This window comes from Tranquillimonas alkanivorans (assembly GCF_900115595.1).
In the GTDB taxonomy this organism is placed as follows: domain Bacteria; phylum Pseudomonadota; class Alphaproteobacteria; order Rhodobacterales; family Rhodobacteraceae; genus Tranquillimonas; species Tranquillimonas alkanivorans.
Genome location: NZ_FOXA01000044.1, coordinates 1 through 20,874 on the forward strand (window position 1 = coordinate 1; position 20,874 = coordinate 20,874).

General features: G+C 60.5%; 21 protein-coding genes and 2 pseudogenes. 11 read left to right on the plus strand and 12 right to left on the minus strand.

The genetic code is table 11. The features are described 5' to 3' along the window. Nucleotides 1-798, minus strand: a 798-nt coding sequence (locus BM162_RS23505; protein ID WP_143096266.1) for a DDE-type integrase/transposase/recombinase, incomplete at its 3' end; no start/stop codon positions are given. Then, nucleotides 740-1,195 (minus strand): transposase, encoded by a 456-nt coding sequence (locus tag BM162_RS20940; protein ID WP_093425681.1) that lies wholly within the window; start codon nt 1,193-1,195, stop codon nt 740-742. The genes BM162_RS20940 and BM162_RS23505, both read right to left, overlap by 59 nt. Nucleotides 1,196-2,474: 1,279 nt before the next feature. On the opposite strand from BM162_RS20940, the pseudogene BM162_RS20945 reads away from it, so the two are divergent. The 3 genes and pseudogenes from BM162_RS20945 to BM162_RS22600 all read left to right on the plus strand — a co-directional run. Next, nucleotides 2,475-2,771: pseudogene (locus tag BM162_RS20945) on the plus strand (transposase); the annotation flags it as partial. A gap of 645 nt (nt 2,772-3,416) precedes the next feature. Continuing rightward, a complete protein-coding gene (locus BM162_RS20950; RefSeq protein ID WP_093425703.1) occupies nt 3,417-4,427 on the plus strand; it encodes an IS30 family transposase in 1,011 nt (336 codons plus the stop codon). An 82-nt stretch (nt 4,428-4,509) separates the two neighbouring features. Further along, nucleotides 4,510-4,980 (plus strand): hypothetical protein, encoded by a 471-nt coding sequence (locus BM162_RS22600; protein ID WP_143096267.1) that lies wholly within the window; start codon nt 4,510-4,512, stop codon nt 4,978-4,980. Between the two features lie 42 nt (nt 4,981-5,022). On the opposite strand, the gene BM162_RS20960 is transcribed toward BM162_RS22600, so the two are convergent. Then, nucleotides 5,023-5,484 carry a hypothetical protein gene (locus BM162_RS20960; RefSeq protein ID WP_093425684.1) on the minus strand — a complete coding sequence of 154 codons (462 nt, stop codon included), beginning with the start codon at nt 5,482-5,484 and terminating at the stop codon, nt 5,023-5,025. Between the two features lie 311 nt (nt 5,485-5,795). Here BM162_RS20960 and BM162_RS20965 point away from each other — a divergent pair, with 311 nt between their 5' ends. Together BM162_RS20965 and BM162_RS20970 are read left to right on the plus strand one after the other, a co-directional pair. Further along, on the plus strand, nt 5,796-6,254 hold the full coding sequence (locus BM162_RS20965; RefSeq protein WP_093425685.1) for a Uma2 family endonuclease: 459 nt from the start codon (nt 5,796-5,798) through the stop codon (nt 6,252-6,254). 53 nt (nt 6,255-6,307) lie between these two features. Continuing rightward, nucleotides 6,308-6,643 (plus strand): helix-turn-helix transcriptional regulator, encoded by a 336-nt coding sequence (locus BM162_RS20970; protein ID WP_093425705.1) that lies wholly within the window; start codon nt 6,308-6,310, stop codon nt 6,641-6,643. 8 nt (nt 6,644-6,651) lie between these two features. On the opposite strand, the gene BM162_RS23390 is transcribed toward BM162_RS20970, so the two are convergent. Both BM162_RS23390 and BM162_RS23510 read right to left on the minus strand, forming a co-directional pair. Continuing rightward, on the minus strand, nt 6,652-7,653 hold the full coding sequence (locus tag BM162_RS23390; RefSeq protein ID WP_245759366.1) for an antitoxin Xre/MbcA/ParS toxin-binding domain-containing protein: 1,002 nt from the start codon (nt 7,651-7,653) through the stop codon (nt 6,652-6,654). Between the two features lie 209 nt (nt 7,654-7,862). Further along, nucleotides 7,863-7,994 carry a hypothetical protein gene (locus BM162_RS23510; RefSeq protein ID WP_281243838.1) on the minus strand — a complete coding sequence of 44 codons (132 nt, stop codon included), beginning with the start codon at nt 7,992-7,994 and terminating at the stop codon, nt 7,863-7,865. Between the two features lie 233 nt (nt 7,995-8,227). Here BM162_RS23510 and BM162_RS20980 point away from each other — a divergent pair, with 233 nt between their 5' ends. Continuing rightward, nucleotides 8,228-8,875, plus strand: coding sequence for a PRC-barrel domain-containing protein (locus tag BM162_RS20980; protein WP_093425687.1), 648 nt, complete (start codon nt 8,228-8,230; stop codon nt 8,873-8,875). A gap of 1,397 nt (nt 8,876-10,272) precedes the next feature. Here the strand turns inward: BM162_RS20980 and BM162_RS20985 are convergent. After that, nucleotides 10,273-10,548, minus strand: a complete 276-nt coding sequence (locus tag BM162_RS20985) for a hypothetical protein (RefSeq protein WP_143096268.1) — start codon at nt 10,546-10,548, stop codon at nt 10,273-10,275. A 999-nt stretch (nt 10,549-11,547) separates the two neighbouring features. Beyond that, nucleotides 11,548-11,895 (minus strand): hypothetical protein, encoded by a 348-nt coding sequence (locus BM162_RS20995; RefSeq protein ID WP_093425691.1) that lies wholly within the window; start codon nt 11,893-11,895, stop codon nt 11,548-11,550. Nucleotides 11,896-11,922: 27 nt separating this feature from the next. Here BM162_RS20995 and BM162_RS21000 point away from each other — a divergent pair, with 27 nt between their 5' ends. Further along, complete coding sequence (locus BM162_RS21000; RefSeq protein ID WP_143096269.1) at nt 11,923-12,327, plus strand: response regulator; 405 nt, start codon at nt 11,923-11,925, stop codon at nt 12,325-12,327. A gap of 262 nt (nt 12,328-12,589) precedes the next feature. Here the strand turns inward: BM162_RS21000 and BM162_RS21005 are convergent, their stop codons facing one another. Further along, nucleotides 12,590-13,945 (minus strand): PRC-barrel domain-containing protein, encoded by a 1,356-nt coding sequence (locus BM162_RS21005; protein ID WP_093425694.1) that lies wholly within the window; start codon nt 13,943-13,945, stop codon nt 12,590-12,592. Nucleotides 13,946-15,292: 1,347 nt separating this feature from the next. Between BM162_RS21005 and BM162_RS21010 the strand changes: the two genes are divergently transcribed. The 3 genes from BM162_RS21010 to BM162_RS21020 all read left to right on the plus strand — a co-directional run bounded on the left by BM162_RS21010 (nt 15,293) and on the right by BM162_RS21020 (nt 17,245). Next, entirely contained in the window at nt 15,293-15,772 is a 480-nt protein-coding gene (locus BM162_RS21010; RefSeq protein ID WP_093425696.1) for a hypothetical protein, read from the plus strand. A gap of 183 nt (nt 15,773-15,955) precedes the next feature. Beyond that, nucleotides 15,956-16,177 carry a hypothetical protein gene (locus BM162_RS21015; RefSeq protein WP_093425697.1) on the plus strand — a complete coding sequence of 74 codons (222 nt, stop codon included), beginning with the start codon at nt 15,956-15,958 and terminating at the stop codon, nt 16,175-16,177. A gap of 99 nt (nt 16,178-16,276) precedes the next feature. After that, nucleotides 16,277-17,245, plus strand: coding sequence for a LysM peptidoglycan-binding domain-containing protein (locus BM162_RS21020; protein WP_177215317.1), 969 nt, complete (start codon nt 16,277-16,279; stop codon nt 17,243-17,245). 103 nt (nt 17,246-17,348) lie between these two features. On the opposite strand, the gene BM162_RS21025 is transcribed toward BM162_RS21020, so the two are convergent. Next, nucleotides 17,349-17,648, minus strand: a complete 300-nt coding sequence (locus tag BM162_RS21025; RefSeq protein ID WP_093425700.1) for an EthD family reductase — start codon at nt 17,646-17,648, stop codon at nt 17,349-17,351. Between the two features lie 365 nt (nt 17,649-18,013). Here BM162_RS21025 and BM162_RS23020 point away from each other — a divergent pair, with 365 nt between their 5' ends. Further along, nucleotides 18,014-18,169 carry a hypothetical protein gene (locus tag BM162_RS23020; protein WP_177215318.1) on the plus strand — a complete coding sequence of 52 codons (156 nt, stop codon included), beginning with the start codon at nt 18,014-18,016 and terminating at the stop codon, nt 18,167-18,169. Nucleotides 18,170-18,240: 71 nt separating this feature from the next. Here BM162_RS23020 and BM162_RS21030 read toward each other — a convergent pair whose 3' ends face one another. The 3 genes and pseudogenes from BM162_RS21030 to BM162_RS21040 all read right to left on the minus strand — a co-directional run. After that, nucleotides 18,241-18,447 (minus strand): cold-shock protein, encoded by a 207-nt coding sequence (locus BM162_RS21030; RefSeq protein WP_093425702.1) that lies wholly within the window; start codon nt 18,445-18,447, stop codon nt 18,241-18,243. 1,000 nt (nt 18,448-19,447) lie between these two features. Further along, nucleotides 19,448-20,575 carry an IS3 family transposase gene (locus BM162_RS21035; RefSeq protein WP_093425127.1) on the minus strand — a complete coding sequence of 376 codons (1,128 nt, stop codon included), beginning with the start codon at nt 20,573-20,575 and terminating at the stop codon, nt 19,448-19,450. After that, a pseudogene (locus tag BM162_RS21040) lies at nt 20,572-20,874 on the minus strand (IS3 family transposase); the annotation flags it as partial. The gene BM162_RS21035 and the pseudogene BM162_RS21040, both read right to left, overlap by 4 nt.

Genomic DNA, 20,874 nt, shown 5'->3' on the forward strand with positions numbered 1-20,874 from the left:
CGCCAAGGCCTGCCTGAGGTCCTCGACGGTCGCGAAGTGGCGGACCCAGAGAAGCTGTTCCTTCAGAGTGCGGATGGCGCGCTCGGCCACGCCGTTGCCCTCGGGCTGACGCACGAAGGCGGGCGAACTGGTGATGCCGAAGCAGCGGATCTCGTTCTGGAAGTCCTCCGCCATGTAGTTCGACCCGTGGTCATGGCGCAGCTTCAGGCCTGCGGCCACGCCCGGCTCGACGCCGCCGAAGTGCCGGGTGACCCCCTGTCGGATCGGCTCGAGCGCCTCCCATCGGCTTGCGCTGGAGGAGGCATGGGTGCCGACGAATTCACCCGAGCAGTGATCGACCGCGATGAAGACGTAGGCCCGGCCCTGCGTGGTCGTGATGGTCTGGGTCATGTCCGTGCCCCAGACCTCGTCTACCCTCTCGGTCACGATTGTCCCGTCATGGGGCCGTGCGTCCCGCTGGACCGGACGCTGCGGGGCCAGAAGGCTGTTCTCCTTCATGATCCGCCGCACCCGGCGGGCAGCCGTTCGGATGCCGCGGATCCGAAGCCGCGCCCAGATCTTCCGGTAGCCCTCCCCGGTGAAGGGAGACGACGCGATGACGGCGCGGATGCTCTCCAGGAGCACATGGTCGGGCGCCGCCCCTCTCGGTCCCCGACGGCGGGGCGGCTGCGTCTCGTTGGCGGCGGCGCTGCTCGAGGCGCGGTGCCGGTACACGGTCGCTCGTGGAAGCTGCCAGACTTCACAGACCAGAGACACTCCGTAACGCCGCCGCGTGGAGATCGAGTGCGCCTGGCTCATTCCTCGACCTCCTCCGGGCCAAAGGGCGCCCGCCCTCCAGCTTGTCGATCTTCTCGTACAGCAACTCGTTGGCCATGGTGATCTCGCCCACCTTGGCCTGCAGCCGCGCGATCTCCGCGTCCCGGTCGTCCCGCTCGCGTTCCTTCAGCGCACTTTCCGCCGCAAGAAGGACGCGGTCGCGCCATTCCGACAGGCGATGGACCGGGATGTTCAGATCCCGAGATACCGCCTCAAGGCTCTCGCCCCGCATCAGCCGTTGGACCGCCGTCAGCTTGCGCTTCGCGGAGAAGCGCTTCGGGCCACCGGCCACGGCCCCGTCGTCGCCAGCGTTTGGAGCGCGCGCCGACGAGGCCGTGGCCTCCGTCGCGCCTGACGTCGTCGTCTTCTTGTCGTCCATCTCGTACTCCTCTGGTTCAGAGAAATAGCGCTACGGACTGTCTCAACCCGCATTATTCGCCGGAACGGCTCCTCGGCGCGCCGGAGGCGGGCTGAGGACGTTCCGGCGAATAATGCGGGATTAATGCTCCATTCTGCACGCGAATGGAAATTTAGACGTCACAAAGGGCGTACGAGCCCCCGCTTCACGTGACTCCTGTCAGGCGGCGCAGCGCACCTGAAGAACCCCCGGCGGGCCAGTTCTCGCCTCCCTGCCAAGGTTCTGCCGGGGGGCTTCGCATGGAACAGGCGATTGCCGCTGCGCTTGGTGCCAGCTCTACAACCCAATTCGGATACTGTCATTTTTGAACTAAACGGCCAAGCCCTCCACTTCTTACCTCCGTTTTGATTTGGTCGTCTGACTAAGGCAGTGCGTTTCGCCGATTACCTCGATAAGCCAAGACGGTCACTGGCTTTTGCCTCTTCAAGGCCGCATCCGAGTGCTTGCGTGCACGCCAGAAGCGAAGGGCCGAATATGAAAGCGCAGTAGCGCTCTCGCCTCATGCGCCCTCTGTACTTAAAGGCGACTCTTTGCTCTTTGGCCTCAGCATTTCCAAGAGTTCGGACACTTTTCGTGGACTCGCGCCGAAGCCATACCTGTGTAGCATCTCTAGTTCATTAGCGACTTCCGAAGCGCTCCATATTTGCGCCCCTTCGACGCACTCGATTATTGCGCCACCAAAGTATCCGGGATCGTCAACAAGGCAAGGATTGCTCTCCGCAACCTCGAGCCACGCATCTTCCACCTCCTGCCTATATAGAGAGGCCATCACCTTCCGCGCAAGACACTCTGCCTCACATGAATCTTTGGCCCACCCAGTCCAGCTAAACGATCCCGCCTCGTAGCGCTCATGCTCCCACTCAATTAACATCGAGAAGTAATTCATATCTTATTCCCAAGCTGCATCAAAATACCGCTTCACTCCGGCACTCAAATGTCGCTCGTCACCGGAAATATCGCGCGGCGGTTAAGCAAGGGTAAATATGACGCGGAGTGCGCGACCCACCTCTTCTGGCTGACACCCAACGGGACTTTTCGTAACAGCATTGTAAAAATGTAATGGGGAGCGAATCTTCAAAGTTTGCATAGTTCGCCCTGAACAAGACGATCAGCCGGCGACTGCTTGTGTTTCAAGGCGGGATCCGAGTGCGAACGCGGCGAGAGTGGCAACGATTAGGCTCAGGACCCATTGAATTCAGTCGAACGGCATAATTCACCGCGCGAAAACCGGGCGGTGAACATGTCTGATCTTTTCTGGCTGAGCGACGCGCAGATGGCACGTTTGGAGCCCTATTTTCCGAAGTCCCACGGCAAGCCGCGCGTCGATGACCGGCGCGTCCGCAGCGGGATTATCTTCATCAATCGCAATGGGTTACGATTGCGAGATGCACCGAAGGAATATGATCCCCACAAGACGCTCTACAACCGTTGGGAACGGCGGAGCGATAAAGGCATCTTCGCGAAGATGATGGCTGAACTGGCTGCCGGGCACGGCGAGAAGAAGACCGTGATGATCGACGCCACCTACCTGAAGGCCCAGATAGTGCTCCGGGAGACGCCACCGCTTCGCCTTGCAGGCTTCCCGAAATAATAGAAGTATTGCCAGGGTTAAAGCGGATCTGGACGATGCTGCTCATGCCCGAGTGCTGCTCACGCTCCTGACCGTCTTGCTTGCGCGTCACAAATACATCTAGAAAATCGAGATGATTACGGCTTGCACGACGACCAGCTAAACCGGTTGCCATTGCTATAGCCGCATCACGCTCGTCAAGATCCGTCGCGACGAACAGCCGTTCGCGTGCTTGCGTTCCTGTGCTTGTATCTTCGACGGACCACACCTCACAATCGGCGAAGACAGGCGAGCAAGGCAGACCTATAATAACCGCAGAAATGGTTAAAAGCCTCTTCATATTGGAAACCTTTTCGTCATCTGAAACCTTCTCGTGGAGATAGCGAAGGAGCTTCGCTGTCTGCCAACGTTCGGTGAATGCTGGGGGACAGATTTCGCCTGGGCGGTCAATCCTCATGAAGGGGTTGCGACGTCGGCGCCTCACTTGGCGTGAGCCTACATCGGAGATTAGCAACATAATCTAGATTCTGCGACGCTCGGCACGCTGAGGGGTGGGTTCACATCCGAAGTGCAACTTCTGTACGAAAACAGAGAGTTACACGGAGGGTTATGATGGTGTCCTGCTATACTCACCTGGATCTTGCCGAGCGGCGCTGCCTGGCGAAATGGCGGGAAGCGAAGATCCCAATGAAAGAAATAGCCGTCAGACTCGGTCGCGCGCCATCCTCTCTCTATCGCGAAATCAAGCGAAACTACTTTCGGGATGCCGAGCTACCGCAGTTGGACGGTTATCATGGCGTGGCGGCTCAAAGAATGGCCGACGAACGCCGGGCCACCCATCGCAAGCTGGTCGCCGATCCGGCGCTGAGAACGGTCGTGACGGAACGTCTGCGCGAAGGCTGGTCGCCGGAGCAGATCGCCGGACGTCTGCGCATCGACCCACGTCCCGGGCGGGTCTCGCACGAGACGATCTACAGGTACGCGTATTCCCGTGAAGGACTGGCGGACGGCCTCTATCGGCACCTCCCGGAGCGACGTCGGCGGCGCAGACCACGGATCGCCAGGCGGCGGCACGGCAAGCGTTTTCCGGAGGCTATGAGCATCGCACAACGCCCCGCCAGCGTCGCAAGGCGGAGCGAGTTCGGCCATTGGGAGTGCGACCTTGTCCTCTTCCGGCGAGAGTTCGGCAAGCCCAACATCTCCATGCTTGTCGAGCGGGTGAGCCGCTTCGCGATGGCGCTCCGGAACGACGACCGCCAATCCCGCCCTGTCATGGAAGCCGTGGCCGACGCGCTCTCCACGCTCCCTTCCGAAGCCCGTCAGTCGGTCACGTTCGACCGAGGGACCGAGTTTACGGCTTGGGCGCATCTGCAAGAGCTCCTCGATGTCGAGCCTTGGTTTTGCGACCCAAAGTCTCCGTGGCAGAAAGGCACCGTCGAGAATACCAACGGCCGGATCCGTCGGTATCTGCCGAGACATGCGGATCCCACGGCCCTCACAAATCGATATTTGAAGTCGATTTGCGAGCGCCTCAATGCCACGCCGCGTAAATGCCTCGGCTTTCGCACGCCCGCTGAAGTTTTCCGGAACCGACTGATTGAGACCGGTGGTTCGGTGAATTAGGTTGGGAAAGCAAGAAGTTGCACTTCGTCGTGAGTTCAGAAGCGGTGACTTTGGTCTCTAACCCATTGACACAGCTATGTTAATGGAGCATCATCTTGCACTATGTCAGTCCGAGTGTCCGAGCGTTCTCAGAGTTGTGCTGTCGAGCGGTACTTTCTCGTCGAAGCTACTTCTCTACCAGAGGGGCCGCACGGGAAAGCGTGTTCCAGTAGGACATGACAAAATCGGCGAAACTGATATCGGCGCCTATCACTACGACGTCTTTGTCTTCCCTGGCTCAACGACAATGGTCACTTGGTCGGCAACGACGGAGCCGCCACACCGGTTTGTGTGGGTCTTCGATAAGCCTCAGGAAGACTTGCTTGATCCAAACTTCGACGACGTGCGAAAGGTTGTCATCCTTCTCCAGTCGACCCACGGCATGGTCTCCCATATTTTCATTTCGATTTGGGCGGCGGAAGCAGCGGAAAGAGCGAAAGAAGGTACGGTCGACGCCTATGTGCGAGATATCGGTCGAATGATCGAGTGGGCCGACTTGGGGCCTGCGAAGTAGCGGCCAAAGGGCTGGCGACAGCTCTTCCGGGGCGCGGAGGTCTCATCCGTCCAAGTGCTGCGCACAGGCAGCGAAAGCCTCAGTTGCTCCCTCTCCCCCGGATAGAGAGTACTCCTCTGATGGTCGATCAGCGCCGGTCGTCATAACGACGTGCTCTGATCCTTCCAGGGCGGCAAGAAAGCGTTCGACCTCGTCGGTCGGAAGGCTTGCTGTATAACTGTCGTGCCCCGACGATGTGCCGATCAGCGAGAACTCTTTACCGCCTTCGAAGATCAGCTGAATGCCGACATCGTGCTCCTTCGGGTTCTTATCCGAGCCCCTCACCATGAGAAAAAAGTCGTCGGCACCTTCATATATGACGCTAACATAGGGCGGCTGGACAGCGCTCGAAAGCAGGCAGGTTCCATAGGTATCCCCTTGCTCCAAGCTAACAAGCCAGCCATCGACAGTGAAAGCCTGGAACTCTTGGGTATCGGCGGCGTCTGCGAGCAGGGTGCCTGGCATGAGGCATACCACGCGAGAGGCCGCTCGCCGACTCCACATCCCGAAATATGTCACCGCCACCCCACTATACGACTGCTCACCGGAGGAATTTCTGGTCGTTAGATGTCCAAGTTCATTCATCCGATCTGAAGATCGGTTTCGATTTATGTTAGATTTCAGAATGGTCAAACCGATTTGTCAAACCGCCGCACTCATTCTCTCCGAAAGAGCGGCCTTCGGGTAACTCAAGGAAGACGCTGCACTTCGCCGTGCGTTCAGATGCTGTCCCCATCCTCTTAGCCAGTTCCCATCTTCTATGATAACATGTAGGCATGTCCCCTCCGAAGCCCTATCTGACTGCTGCCCATGTTCGCTTAAAAGGGGCCGCGCTCAGGAGCCTCACGAACGAAATCGCCCGCCTCGAATGCGAGTGTGACGCGCTCCTGGGCATGTCTGTGCGGATCGACGACAACACTGACCGCGAGCCCGACGTGCTAGTCCGCTGCGGGCCTAGGTTGGCCGATGATGCGGATTTGGTGCCTGATCCCATTATCATCGCCGACGTCATCACCGGGACATCGGGCTCGGCAGACCGCGCTGCCAAGCTTGCAGATTACGCCCGTCTCCGCACGCTAAAGCACTACCTCGTGCTCCTGCCCGAGCAGCGAACCGTCGTCCATCACCGCCGCACCGACGACGGCTTTAGGACCACGTGCCTGCGCGAAGGAGTGCTTGAACTCGACCCGCCGTGGATCACGCTTGAAGTCGCCCTGCTGTTCGCGGACGCGTGACTTCGCCCCCATTGATCTATAAATCGATCACTACGGCCCTATATGACCGTTTTATGGAGCATCTCGTGCGCCCTCTACAGCCCTACGCAGCAGAAGCCGTCGCCCTCCTGGGAGCGATCATTCGCAACAATCGAATCCAAGCTCGACAGACGGTCGCAGAGCTGGCTTCACGAGCTGGTATCTCTCGCGGGACGCTCCAGAGGATCGAGCGCGGCGATCCAGGCGTGAGCATCGGCACTGTCTTCGAGGTCTGCGCGCTCCAGAAAATCAGCCTTTTTGATCTCGAGCTGAAAGGCATCCAAGACCGGCTTCATCAAGAACGCCGCATCCAGCACCTCATTCCAAAGTCCGCCAGGAAGCCGCATATTGAGGTTCTCGATGACTTCTGATCGTCGGGCTACTCGATAAGGTCTTCGAGATAGCGCCTGACCTCGACCATGCTCGATAGACCACCTGTTTCCATCATGTCGACCGGCCGGGCGCCTCGGAAGAGTGGCCCGTCATTCGGCAGCGTGATCCACCTGTTCGCGAGGTCTGCCGAGAAATACTCGTGCAGAAGCCGGTAAACTCCGACCAGAGCACTCATTCGCAGCATCTGGTCCTCCGTGAACGCCGCTCCGTGGGGCTCTCGGGATTTGGTCAACCAATCCTCCGGAGATATTCGCAACAGGGCCGCTACCTGCTCGTCGGAAAGGCTCCATCTTTCACTGATCCTGACGACGGCTTTGACAGCTACTGTTTCCGTTTGTGTCTCTGGAGCGGGTGTCGTCTCAGGACGGCTCGGACCGTCTCCCCTCGCCAACTTGCGAAGAGCCATCAGCCCTGCCGCCGAGCGAGCTTGCGAGCCGTCAGACACGTGGAGCGGCACCAACGTCAGGCTCGGCGGCCGATTGAGGATCTTCAGATCGGCACGGTCTTCATGCACCAGGACGACCTCATGTCCATCGTCCAGCAGCCGCTTGAGACCGGTCTCGGACGACAGGAAGTCGTCCACGGCAAGCCTAGCCGTGTTCGAACGTGGAGGGTCACCTGCGGCGCGGCAACGCCGGGCATACTGGCCAACATCGGTCGCAGCAACATCGATCTCTGGTGAACGGTCGACCGCTGCCTGAACCCAAGCAATCAGTCCGTCATAGATCGCATCTATGATGACCACACGCTCACCCGGCAGCTCCGTCGAGCAGAACTGCGCTGACACCGGATCGGTAGGGACAACGTACTTCATGACGCATAGTAGCACCGACCACCTCACCGTTGCCATCGCTGCGGCCTTTTGAGCCTGAGCGCCAGTTGCTTCGTCAGGTGTCTCTGCGGCTCGGCCGACATCCTTGTCCTTGCCGGGGTTCGCAACCACCTTCTGCGCGAGAGGCTTCGCCCGCCAGTTCAGCGCGTACGGCATCGATGACTCCTGACAGGGACAGCTCCGGCCGAACACCGACGGTCTTCGTCCAGGTTCGCTGTCGTAACAGACACAGCCGTCGGCTCGCCGGATGCCTCGTCCACGGCAAAGCCAATGCTCGAGATCACGAACGGACGACCCGGCGGGCTGTGGCCGATCTAGAGCCGATGAGGCAATTACGCCCCACCGAAAGCCGCCGAATTCGGCTGCTACTGATCCATCCACTCCCATGGCTCGGACTTCAGCGGTTCGACCTCCAGACCCTCGGGCATCTCCACGCCCTTCGCCTCTAGCCAATCCCGAACCTCGCCCCACACCTCAGCGGGTCCATGGCTCCGCACAGATAGCACCTCCTCCAAGCGTTTCTTGAGATCGTGAGGGACGGTGTAGGGCCAATGCATGCCAGAGCTGTACCAGCGGTCTACATGTGAACACAACAAGAACAATCACCTGATCGACTACTCTTGCTGGCCCACCTCCAGGAACATGATCCGTGGCTCGACGTTGCTGGCATGAAGTCCATTTAGCGGGCCGGACACGGCAGTCGTGCGCCCCCAGAACCGTAGGAGACCCTATGCGGACCACCGTCTCGACTATAGCAGCAGCCGTCTTGGCAAGCGCCGCCTTCGTTCAAGGCGCTGCGTCGCAGGAACAACCGATGCAGGCCCCCGCCTCTGAATGCTACAACGAGCTCCAGTCGACGGTGCCCCCGCTCGAGCGGTCGCTGTCCGGTTCCGCCAAGCGGGATTTGCAGCAGCTGCTGCGCCCCGCCATCATCTTGGCACGTCGCGGCAACGAGGCAGCCTGCCGAGCTATCCTTGAGGAAATCGAGCAGATTGGGCAGCAGGGCAATGTGGAGCCGGAGGTTTCGCCGCCCGTGGAACAGGCTGCGCCTATGGATGGTGTTCAGGTCATTCCGCTGAATGACGTGCTTGATCGGGAAGTCGTGGGCGCGGACGGCGATGAAATCGGTGACGTCCGGGACGTTGTTATCGTTCACGGAGAGCCAACGCGAATTTTTGCGGTGATCGACCGAGACGGCTGGTTTAACGATGCCGAACAGCTAGCGGTCCCGATGAACGCTATCCAACGTTCGTCCGACGGCGAACTGATGCTGCCCATATCAGAAGACGCCCTGGAAGAAATTCCGGGAGCGCTCACGGACAACGCATACGATCCTCAAGTCCTTGATGAGACGGACGCGTACTGGGAGCAGCAGTAGCAGCAACAGCGGCCAGAACGGAGCGGGGGCACTAGGCGAGCAAGACAACAACGACGATGACCGCAATGCAGCACACGGCGAAGGCGGTTGCAGCTGTGCGAAGCCTGCGCGGCCGATGCCGCTTGATCGGCCCGTCAATGGAAGGCTCCTTCCCGCTCGGCCCCTTCTTGGCTTGACGTGTCCGCAACGGCCGCTCGCTTTTGTTGGATCCTGCCGTCATTCGCCCTCGTCCAGCTCATCCGCCAAGTCTCGCAACGCCTTCGCAACTAGCTGCCCCGAAGAAGCACTGGCAATCCCATCGGAGAGAACCCGCAAATCATCCGCCACCTCGGCTTACCTCTCCATCCGCACGACGAGCCGACCGAACGCAGTGTCCAGAGCGATGTACTGAAGCCGGAGGTTTAGCACCTCGTCGTCCTTGCGGGCTGGCTCCAGATGCCATCCGCTCCGGCCCTCGCAGTGCGGATGCCGAGCACCGCCGACAGCCGTATTAAGGAGATCGCACGCTGCCGACGGTGCTGCGGGCGCTGGCTATCCTCTCCGACGCAGCGCCCGCTGCCGCTCACGGCAATAGGTCAAAGCGTTGCAAGGAAAACGGTTCCGGCCGAAACAGGCTGGAAATGTTGGAGCCGCCGACGGCGTAGGATGGGATAAGGACCGTCGGCGGCACCACGACCCACGGTCAGCGAGCCGCACTGGTCCTGGGGACTGTGGCCAGCGAAAAAGAGCGCAGCGTTCGCAGCAGTGTTCCCATCCCGCAGGAAAAAAGAAGCCCGGACGACGCCGGGCTGAGAGTAAGGGGGGAAGTCATCCTGGGAAGGATGTATGTCTCCGACTAGCCGTTACTCGGACGCGAACGCCAGCTTCTTTCGGAGCCTGCGATGCAATCCCGTGAATGCGAAACAAGGCGACCTGCGCTCAGCTATCCACCAGTAGAGATAAGGCCCCTCCTCACGTACAGCGCAGCATGCAACGGGACACAAACGTAGACCTCGACAACCGCGAGGAGTCGACACGTCGCCCTTAGGTTCGCAGAAGTGGCATTGCAGCGCATTTTCCCTTGACCGCAATCCAGCTCGCACATCTCAAGAGCGAGCGCCTAGAAAACAGGCAGCAGGCTCATCTTGTTGTGGCTTCGGCGGTTTCTTGGTTCCTCCGCGAGCCATCCGCAGACATATCCACAGATTCTGTGGGCAAGCGTTTAGTCGACACCGAGGCCGTTCGCTCACCTCTAGCCCAGCAACAGCCCAGCTACGAGCGCTGTCCACAGCAGCAACATCGCCACGATAAGACGGTAGTCGATCACCCAACTGCTCCAAGGCGGGATGTGGTCGCGGACGAGATACTGGCAACGCTCAAGCCCCTGCAAGGTTGCAGTCGGATACGTCATTTCTGCTCTAAAGAAACAGGACAAACAGAATCCCGGCGACGAGACATACCGCCGACGTGAGCTTCAGAGGCGTCATCAGCCGTACGACCGCTGGCCTTGGAACTTGATCGAAAGCTTCATCGGCTTGCGTTAACCGCACTGCCAGCTTGAATGCCGCCAAGCTCGCGCCGGTGCCCCAAAGCACCAGCGCCGCTCCTGAGAAGGGCGGCTCAGCAGACGCCAGATGGCTCAGAGCGGCTACTAGATTGGCTGCCAAAAGTAGCAGCGCCGTCATCCACGGCATCGAATCCGGACCCCCTCGCTCATCGATCATATCCTGCTGGTAAGCTTTGGCACGGTAACTTCACTGGCGCCCGGCGCAAGTCGTTGAGAATAAGGAAATCTCACGGCAGCGCACGTGATACGGTCTGCTTGTCGTCCGCCTGCGCCAAGGGCAGCAAACTGGCGCTGGTTGAGCTCGCTGCTCAACGCGCCTCACGTGACCGCCTACGCCCGCCAAACCGTCTTCGAGTGCTTCCCGCGCAAGAAAGACTGTCGAGTGCTGGAGAACAGGTCGAATACGGCCGCCAGCATGACTAGCGCCCCACTCACGAAGGTCGCCAGTAGGCTCAGCCCTGACAGGCAGCGTGTGCCCCAGGCGTCCAGCGATTGAAGGCAAACCAACACATCTCGAACTGCGTCGAACATTTCAGGGCACCGTGTGTAGTTTGGCACAAACGGAGTCCGAAACCCGTCAACATTGTGGCGGTGGGTTTCCGATACGTTACATTCGGGCGAAGCGGAGCATTTTGTCGCACCACCCCTATACTATGGGAGGATGCAACCCCATCGCCCGCGCTGTTAGCGTCCGTCAGCGCCCAAAGCCGGGATCCGAAAGCACCGGTCAGGACGCGCGGGGACGGCAAGCCACCACTCACGGATATCGAGCCGTTCCCGCCATCGCGCCCGGACGCATCTCACGGCGTGCACGTTGCGCCAGCCGCAGAGAAGCAGATGGCCAAAGCTCCTGACAAAAGTCGCGAAGCCGTTGAGCGGCTTCTGCACCCTGTTGCGAGCGAGCGCAACGAAGCCTTCGCTGAGGTTCTTGTATCACCTGTGCGGGCTGAAGCCGCTCGATGCGATGGCGCGGGCGCTGTTCCTGAAGTCGGGCCGTTGGAATGGAGACTTCGGGAATGGTCTCAGGACAGGCAGACGCACTTCTGCCAAGTCGCAGGAGAAGTAAGGCCCGTACTTATCGCTGCGGACGTCACGCGCCGAAAGTCGCGGATATGATGGCTGTAGCTTAGTGCAAGAGCGCCGCCCGACCATTGCTGATCGCAGCGCCCACGTCCAGCGGGAGAGGCGCGGCTGCTTTGTCATTGAACGGCATGATCTTACGTGCATCGTCAGCCAGGACGAGCGCGACAGCCTCCGGGGACACGCGATAGTACCGGGCTACCTCGCTGATGGTCATGCCCAAGTCGAGCAGCGCTGCGACCGCTTCTCGGGGCGTAGGCCCGAGATTTCTGTGAAAGCGCATCTCATCCCCCATCGTGCTCTCAACGCCGTTCAACGCGGGAAGCCCCTTGATGTTCCTCGGCGACCTGCCACCGGAGTAGATGACCTGGATTATGACGTCGGCTAAAATCATTTCCGGGACGTGCAGGAAGGGGGATTCGTGAAGTCAACGGCCATGATCGTTCAGCGCGATCCGCTCCTCTCCCAAGACCTACAGGAGGCTTTCGGCGAGCTGGGCATCGAAGTCGTTGCCGTCAGCCGCGATGCGGACGCAGCCGCCAGAGACGCAGTCACGCACCTTCAGCCACGATACATCGTGCTTGATGCCGGTCTGGTCGCTGGAGGCGATGGGCTGACGCTGGCGCACTACGCACGGCATCATCTTCCGGAGGTGAAGCTGATCCTGGTCACCGGTTCCGAAGACGAAGACGCCGTTAAGGGCCTTCGCGCGGCTGCTCCACTGGGCGTGTTACGGAAGCCCGTCTTATCGGTCGAGCTTGAGCGCCTCATCATGAATGACTGGAAGGGGCCTCCTGCCGAGGCAGGCGCGCTGGCGCGCAAATAGTGGTGCTCTAGAAGAGTGACCGCAATTCAAGGACCCAGCACGCATCCCGCAAACACCTAGGCTATCAGCGCGAGCTCGACGATGCCGATGCGACAGAAGCGGTGTCGGAGCGTGGCTCGAGGTAGCTCGGCCATAGCTGTGTCGACCTTCGACATTAGGTCCTCAGCTATGATACCATTGCGCAGCGTCTTCCCCATTCCTTTACAAGGCGGAAACAAGAAGGGCGCCCGCAGGCGCCCTTCCCATCGCTATCGGTCATCGGTCACTGAACCGAGCGCATATTTTCCAGCTGCTCTTCCGTGGTGTCGACATAGGCGCGGACCATGTCACCCACTTCAGAACGCTGCATGGAGATGCGCTCTTTCGGAAGGAGCACTTCTTTCTCGCCCAGACCAAGGAAGCCGCCGACCTCGACGATGAGGTTGTCGCGACCCACGTCCTCGATTTCACCGATACGGTCACCGTTCAAGTCGTAGACGCCGGTGCCTTCAATCTCGACCGGGTCGAGATCGGCGATGGCGATGACAGTGAAGCCTTCTTCCGCAGGAATGGCGCTCTGCTGCTGGAGGTTGGCTTCCGCCGTCTGCTCTTGCTCGATGAGGTTCACGTCCGCTTCGGCCTGCTCCACGGCGACGTTGGCACCCTCGGCGGGCTCCACGTTCACCTCGGCTTCAGCCTGCTCAATCGCGACATCGGCGTCGCCAGCCGTGCGCATGTCCACGTTCGGCTCACCCTGATCGATGGCGACCTGCGCCTGGTCAGCAGTGTCGATGTCCACCTGGGCCTCGGCCTCGCTCACGCGAACCTGCGCTTCGGCTTCCTCGACGACGATCTTCGGCTCGGGACGCTTGAAGCGCACGACCGGCTCAGGCTGCTGCACCTGCACGTTGGGCTGCTGCTGCGCCACGTTCACGTCCGGCTCGGGCATCTCGATGGTCACCACTGGCTCGGGAATGTCCACCGACACGGTCGGCTGCGACTGCTCCACGGTCACGACCGGCGCCTGCTGCTCGACCATGACGTCGGGCTTCGACTGAGTCACGGTGATCGTGGGCTCGGGCTGCTCGACAGTGACTTCGGGCGCGTTCTGGTTCACCGAGACCTGCGGGTCCGGCACATCGACGCTGACCCGTGGCTCGGCCTGCTCAACGATGAATTGTCCGCCAGCCGTCTGCACCGTCTGGGTGCTGGCGTCGGCTTCCCCGGACGCCACGCCGCTACGGCGCTCGATCTCGCGGAAGGCCATCTCGAAGGTGGCCTCGTCATGGATACGGTTGGCACCCTCGATGTCGGCCATGCTGGCGTTCCGGATGTCGGCCGCGTCTACATCGGCAATGAAGCCGTTGTTCTCGTAGCGCAGGTCATCCATGCGCAACGGCACCGGATTGCCTTCGGCGGCGATGACAATCACGTAAAGCTGGTCGTCCTGAATGGCAAAGTCGCTGATTTCGCCCAGCGGAGCACCGTTTTCCATCAGCACGCGCTGACCGGCGGCTTCTTGCATCTGCATTGAGGACGCGGCGCCGAAGCCGTTTTCCCAATTCTGCGCCAGCGCCGGATTGCCGAGAAGCGCGACGGCGGCGACACCTGCCATCAGTTTGGTCTTAGCGTTACCCATTGTGTTTGCCTCCTTCATCTGAGTGGCGTTTCGGACAGGAGGACGCATTCAGATCGGCCTAGGTTCCAAAGGCTTACGGGGCAATCTCGACGTTGCAGGGATTGGCAGAAGCGACATGGAACAGCGCCTGGAGGGCCGTGTTGCGGCGGAGGGCTCGGCGAGTGCGTACCCAGAAACCTCCTGAGAGCTGAGCCCTGCATATCACTGTCTCCTGGTGAGCACCGTTGGGAGCCTATGCGGCTTCCAACGGTGTCTTTTATGGACTCTTCATGCCCGGGAGCGGGCGTAGCGACACCAGAAGTACACTTCTTCCGATCCACGGCGGACCGTGACTGGGAGGCCCGAATGCAATATACTCTGGCTGTGTGTCCGACGCTTATGTTCCGCTCCAGGGGGTGCAGAAATGGCCACAGGAACCGCCCCAAATGCCGGTAAGCGAATCGCCGTCGCCCTCTCTCTCGTGCTCATTGCTGTAATCATCGGATACGTCTGGTTTTCCGCCGCACCAGATGAAGGGCAACCGGCTCCTCCGACCGGTGTCTCGCAGACCGAAGCCCCTCCAGCGCAGGGATACTGAAACCACTACTAACGGTGCCGGGGCTCATGGCCACCACGTCGTCAGCCACGTAGCCGCCCTCCTCGAGCGAGGACATTGGGACACCCGCAAGGGTGGAATCACCCACCACAGAAGCAAGACGGATGCTCCAGGACCGGCTGCCGTCGCCTCCAGCGTATGTGCAAGAATGAAGCGATCTTGGCGATTAGCAGCGCTCATCGTTCACTAATGTCATCAGACGCGCCCGTCAGTTGTGATGGCATCGAAGTATTCGCCAAAGGAAACTGCTGACGAATCGAGAAAACTCAGCTTCACTTGAACCAGGTTAGAGTATTTGATTTTGGGATAGATGAAATGACATCCTCCGGCATGTCGTCAGCCTTCGGCGCTGTTTTCCTTCGACCTACATCAAAGCGCATAAGCAAGGCAGCAGCAATTATTGGAATTGCATTATGTTTCTCGCTTAATTCTCCTGCTGAGGCACACCCGGTGACAGCGGTAACGTTAAGCGGTTCCGAAACCGAACTGGAAGAAGCCCTCCATAAGCTAATCAACGAGACACTCGGGGAACGGATGGAGGGAGACCTCTACGTCATATGGGTCCAAGGCAGCCCGTCCCCCCAAAGGGCTGAGAGAACCGTTGCGACAGTTAGGATGCGCGATATGTGGGGGCGCGGCGGGATCGTTCCGAGGTAGAGAGCCGATGCGAGGGACCCGCTGGCGCGTAGCTGCTGCCGGGCATACTCAGCGTATTGAGGCGACTCCGTATTTTTCATTCCGAGGACCATGAGATGAACAAGATCTTCATTCTCTCCGGAGCAGTTTTCCTCTGCACACTGGGCGGCATCGCTCAGGCTGCCAGCATGGAAGGCTCAGTGACGGGCACCACGGTCGGCGAGGCCATTCCGGTCGGCGAGAGTGGTGCAGTCGTCCACATTGCGAGCAGCTACGAGAACTTTGATATGGCTGAGGAAAACCACCCACTTGCGGGTGCCTCCGGGCCCTGCTTCGGCAGCGTCATGATGCTCGGCGGAGCAACCTCTGGCGGCGGACACTGTGCTTTCACCGACGGCGATGGCGAAACCGCCCTCGTCAGCTTCGAGGTGACCGGTATGTCCGAAGAAGGTGCCTTGACGGGAGATTGGACCACCGAGGGCGGCACCGGGAAGTGGGAGAGAGCAGAGGGACAGGGAACGTTTAGCTCATTGAGCGATCCTGAGGCCGGAACATTCACTAACTCTCTCACCGGAGAGATTACGCCGGGCAGCTAGACGCGCTGACCCGCTCCCAAAGAACGTCGCGTTGGAGCTTCCTCTCGGCCGTCGCCACAGCCCTGCTCAATCCTGACGGGCGGAAGCGCGTTCCCTGTTCGCGATCAAATCTCTCGCGTCAGGAACCGGTGCCGCGTACCCCATGCTTACCCTCGTGAAGCATTTCTTGGCGAGGAGGTCCAGATGTCTAGTTCCACGTGTCTTGTGAAGGGTCAGATCGATTGCGAAGAGGACGGGCTTTACCGCGTCGACGTGGAGAACTCTGGCCCGCACCCACAGCCTAGGATGATCGCCAACGGCGTCTGTGACGGTCTCCACCCCGGCTCCGAGTTCCAGGTTGAGGCGCGTGTCTACTCGGGCGCTCACGGCTGTATCTTCGAACCTGTCCGCCTGGTGGATGAGTAAGACGGATGAGCCTGCCGCGTCTCCCGATTGCCTTCGGCCATGAAACCTGTGCCCGGCGCCTCTGGTTCTTGTCGTAGTTCAAGACGACCAGGAGGAAATATGAAACGCCACCACCTCGTCGGCGCCTCAGCCTTTGCCATCGGAGTGGCCGCGAGCGCGGCATCGGTACAGGCGCAAAGCCGGTGCGGAGCGACCTATGAGATCGAGCCCGGCGATACGCTCTACCAGGTGACCCAGCAGTGCCGGGTATCCCTGTCCCGCATCTACGAGCTCAACGACATCGGCAACCCACGAGACATTGAGGTAGGCACCGTGCTTCGGCTCGAAGCGGACGCGCAGGCGGGCGCTGATTACGCTGGTGACGAAGACGACACCCGTTCCCAGGCACGTGCCGAAGGAAGCTACCGGGTGCAGGAAGGCGACACGCCCTACTCAGTTGCGCAGTCCCTCGGCATCTCGCTGATGGCGCTTCTTTCCGAGAACGAGGACCTCGATCCACTGAGCATGGCTGTCGGTGAGATGCTGGATGTGCCAGACGAGGATCGCAATGCTGCGTTCAACATCCAGCCTCTCGCCGGACCGGTGGGTTCTGACGTGTCGGTGCGCGCACGCGGCCTGACGCCGGACTCGTACGTGACAATCGGTGCGGGGCCGACATCTGCCGAATGGTACGCCATCACCAACGCTCAGGTTGCCGCAGACGGCGAGGTGTCGACCGAGGTCCAAGTCCCCGACTGGGCTGATCCAGGCGACATCCTGACCTTCGTGATCGACACTGACCAAGGCGTCACGCTGAAGTCTCGCGACTTCGACGTCGTTGCGGCAGAAGATGAGCAAAGAGACCGGTCCGGAGATGAAATGTCTCTCGAGGGCCGCGTGCGGGACGGCGTCGAGTGCTATACTCTGACCACGCCCGACGGTGACCTGTGGTCCATTGTCAGCGACGATGTCGAGTTCACCGCAGGCGAATACGTCGAGGTCTCCGGCAGCCGAGCCGAGATGTCCTTCTGCCAACAGGGGGTAGGCACGCTGGACGTCGAGGAGATCGAGGAAGTTCCCGCGCCGTAGGACCACGGAAGCCTATACTGCGCATCCACCAGCCAATGGGCCAGTGGCGGCGATCCAGCAGGGGTCGCCGCCAGAAGTGAGCATCCCGTTGGTCTACCGATCCTCAGGAAACGATGACTTCCCCCAGCAATATCTCCGCTTTCACATCGGTGAAGTTCGGGATGTCTTCCAAAACAGGCTGAGCCGCCTCCATCGCAGCATCGAGAGCGTCCTGATCCTCAAACACCATCGTCGCTATCGCATGATAGGTAGGCGCGCTGCTCGCGCCCTTGGTGACCAAAACACTGCTGAGGTGGGAGCCGAGATGGCTCGACACCATCGGCAGATGGGTCCCGGCGTAGTACTCATGGTCAAACCTGGAACCGGCGCTTGCGGGGTAAATGACTTGAAGAGACACGGGCATCGAGCGAAACTCCTGAAGATAATGACCTGAAGAGTGATGCAGGGCGTCCTAACGAGAAGCCGCCCGCCGTCGCAACTGCTTTGACCTCCTCCGGTGCCATCGAAGCACAAAAGGTCTGCGGCGTCACCAGCGCAATGGACCCGGGAAAATGAGGACTTCATTCAGTCGCTTACGCGGATGCAAGCATTCAGTGTATCGCGTCATCGGCTCTTCGGTCAAAGCGTCCATCCGAAGAAAGCCGCGTCCTGACGCAGCGCATCCGTCTTCATCGTCGTGCGAATGCAGACTAAGCGGCAGACCTCGACACGGCCGATCTTCAGCTATATCACCGACTTACCGGAACCAAGGCAGCGGAAGGACTTCAAATGGCCGAAAAGCCTGTAACGATCCCAAAGATGACCTTGGCCGAGATCAAACAAGAGCGCATTGATCGTGCCGCCAAAGCTCATATCGATGAGGAAACAGCGGAGCGGAACGAGAAGACAGCGAGGCTCAGGGCAATGCGGATTGAAGCAGAGTAAAAGAAAAAGGGAAGCTGACCAGAGCCCCCCTTTCGCAATCTGGCAGGGCGTTTTTCCCTGCTCGCGAAGTCTTACGCCAGCTGGAGGTTGACGGCCGATTGGCGACCGTCACGCCCCGACTCGAGGTCGTAGCTGACTTTCTGGTTGTCCTGGAGGCCCGGCAGTCCGGCGCGCTCGACGGCCGAGATGTGGACGAAAACGTCCTTGCCGCCGCTATCGGGTGCGATGAAGCCGAAGCCTTTGGTGGTGTTGAACCATTTCACGGTGCCAGTGGCCATCGTGATATCTCCTGTCTAGTTCACCTGCTCGCGGTAGTGCAGCAGTCCGGCGTAGTCACAGTGCTGATCGAGAGCTCTGCTGCCGTGGTAGTCAGACAGGGAATCGGTAGCGTAGTAACGTCGCAGGCGCCACTAAAGGTCGCCGCTCCTTGAATTCAAGTAATTCATCGAATTTTCCGAAGGATGTCACATTTTACCGGTCTTCGAGGAACTACGCCCTGACCCCGGAGCTAGTGTCACATCGGACGTCAACCGTCCCCACCGGCGTTCGACACCCAGCAGAAGGGCTCGGCGTGATCTCCTCCGAGCCCTTCACTCGTTCACAGTACTAGCTCCATCTCCCAAACGGCCGAACCGCGCGGATCCGATGCCACAGAACCCGCACATGAGTGACGGTTACGCGCATCGATTCGATATAGGCTCTTGCTACCCTGCGGCAAAGCAAGTGATTGGGATTACTACATATTTCCGCGTCATGCGCGACGGCTCCGCTGGGGACTCTCTCTCGTTTTCATTTTTTCGGGGAGGATGAGAGAAGCACGGCACATGTAGCCGAACACATTTTTTAGATGAGGTGGCTCAGCCAAGTCCCTCTATAGGCCGAGTTTCCCTCGAATGAGCGTGGTGTTGAGGACAGGCTCTCGAGATAAGTTCTTCTCTACCGGGATCACTGATGGCATAAATGAACCGTTCCGTGAGTGGTGGCATTAGCCATAGGAACAATGCCTGGCGAAGCCCTCGCAATTACGAGTGGTTTAGTCGGGTTCAAGGTTTGGTCGTCTTCCGGGTCTTATTGATCGGCTCGGAGGCCAAGATCGATGATGCGCCCGCCTTAATCCCCAACCACTGGGCGGGTGCGGAGATCGGCGGTGCGGCTCGCCCGGGCTGCACCGCCACCCCCTCCTTGAACTTGGCCCTCCTGACTGAGGACGCTATCGACGTCCAATGCTTCACCGCCTGCGAGCGGTGTTCGTCAATGGAGTTGTCGCCCGTACTTATTTCAGGCTGCTCGTTCGGCGGGGCCGGTCATGGAGCCGCCGCCGCCAGCTTTGTTGGAGAGCGCGTCGGCGGCTCCATGACCTCCGCTTCGGACCTCCAGCCGTTCCGGGTTGAGCCAGACGGAGCCAATGGGGTTCCAGTTTCGCGTCTTGCCTGACCATCGTTCGGGGCGGGCAGCGCGGGCGCATTGATAAACCTGGTGGCGCGCAGCGAGGAGCGACTGGTCGTCGCCGCGGTGGCGCTGGTCGGGCGTCACGAAGCGGAGCGCGCTGTGGCGGTGCTCGAGGTTGTACCAGCGCACGAAGCCCTGAACCCAGAGCCGAGCCTCGTCAACTTTCGCGAAGCCTCGGGTCGGCCAGCCTGGCATGTACTTGCAGGTCCGGAAGAGCGCTTCCGAGAAGGGGTTGTCGTTCGACACGCGTGGGCGGCTGAACGACGCGATCACGCCGAGCCGCTCCATCGTGGTCTTCATGGTCGCGCCTTTCATCGGACTGCCGTTGTCCGCGTGCAGAACCAGGGGGCTCGTGAGGCACTTCTCGCCCCAAACCGCGCGTTCGAGCACCCGGGCGGCGAGGTCTGCCGTCTCGCGCTCGTAGACCTCCCAGCCGACGATCTTGCGGCTCCAGATGTCGACGATGAGATAGAGGTAGAAGAACGCTCCCGCGATCGGCCCGGGCAGCCAGGTGATGTCCCATGACCAGACTTCGCACGGCGCCTTTGCTTCGAAGCTGGTAGGCGGCTTGCGCCGGCTTGCCGGCCGGGCGCGTCCGCGCCGGTGGTTCTGGCCGCGCTCCCGCAAGACCCTGTAGAAGCTGGATTCCGACGCGATCCAGGTGCCGCGGTCGGCCAGCCGGGGAACGATCTGGCTGGGCGGCGAACTGGCGAACTCCGGCGTGGAGCAGGTCGCGACGATGAGGTCGCGCTCCTCCTCGCTCAGCCGGTTGGCAGGCGCGGGGCGTACAGCCAAAGGGCGGCGGTCCTCGCGGATCCCGCCCTCGCCATCCCTCCAGCGTTGCAGTGTGCGGGCACTGAGACCGAGTTCGGCGCAGGCGGCGGACTGGCGGGCGCCTGCCGCCACGGCCTCGTCGATGAGGACAACGATGTCTCGGCGATCCGAAGCAGACGTCATTCGTCCTCGTCCTCGCGGCCCCAGATCGCCTCGGCCTTTTTTCTGAGGATCATCAGCGCCGCCGCCTCCGCGAGCGCCTTCTCCTTGCGCGCCAGTTCCCGTTCCAGCGCCTTGATCCGCTTCTTGTCGTCCTTCGTCTCACGCGCGGCCCGCGTCGCCGCCGCACGCTCCCAGTCGTTCGCCCGCTCGCAAGCCTCGCGCCAGACCCGGAGCTGCTCCGGATAGAGGCCCCGGCGGCGGCAGTATTCGCCAAGCTCGGTCTCGTTCATCGCGGCCGTCTCGATCACTGCCGCGAGCTT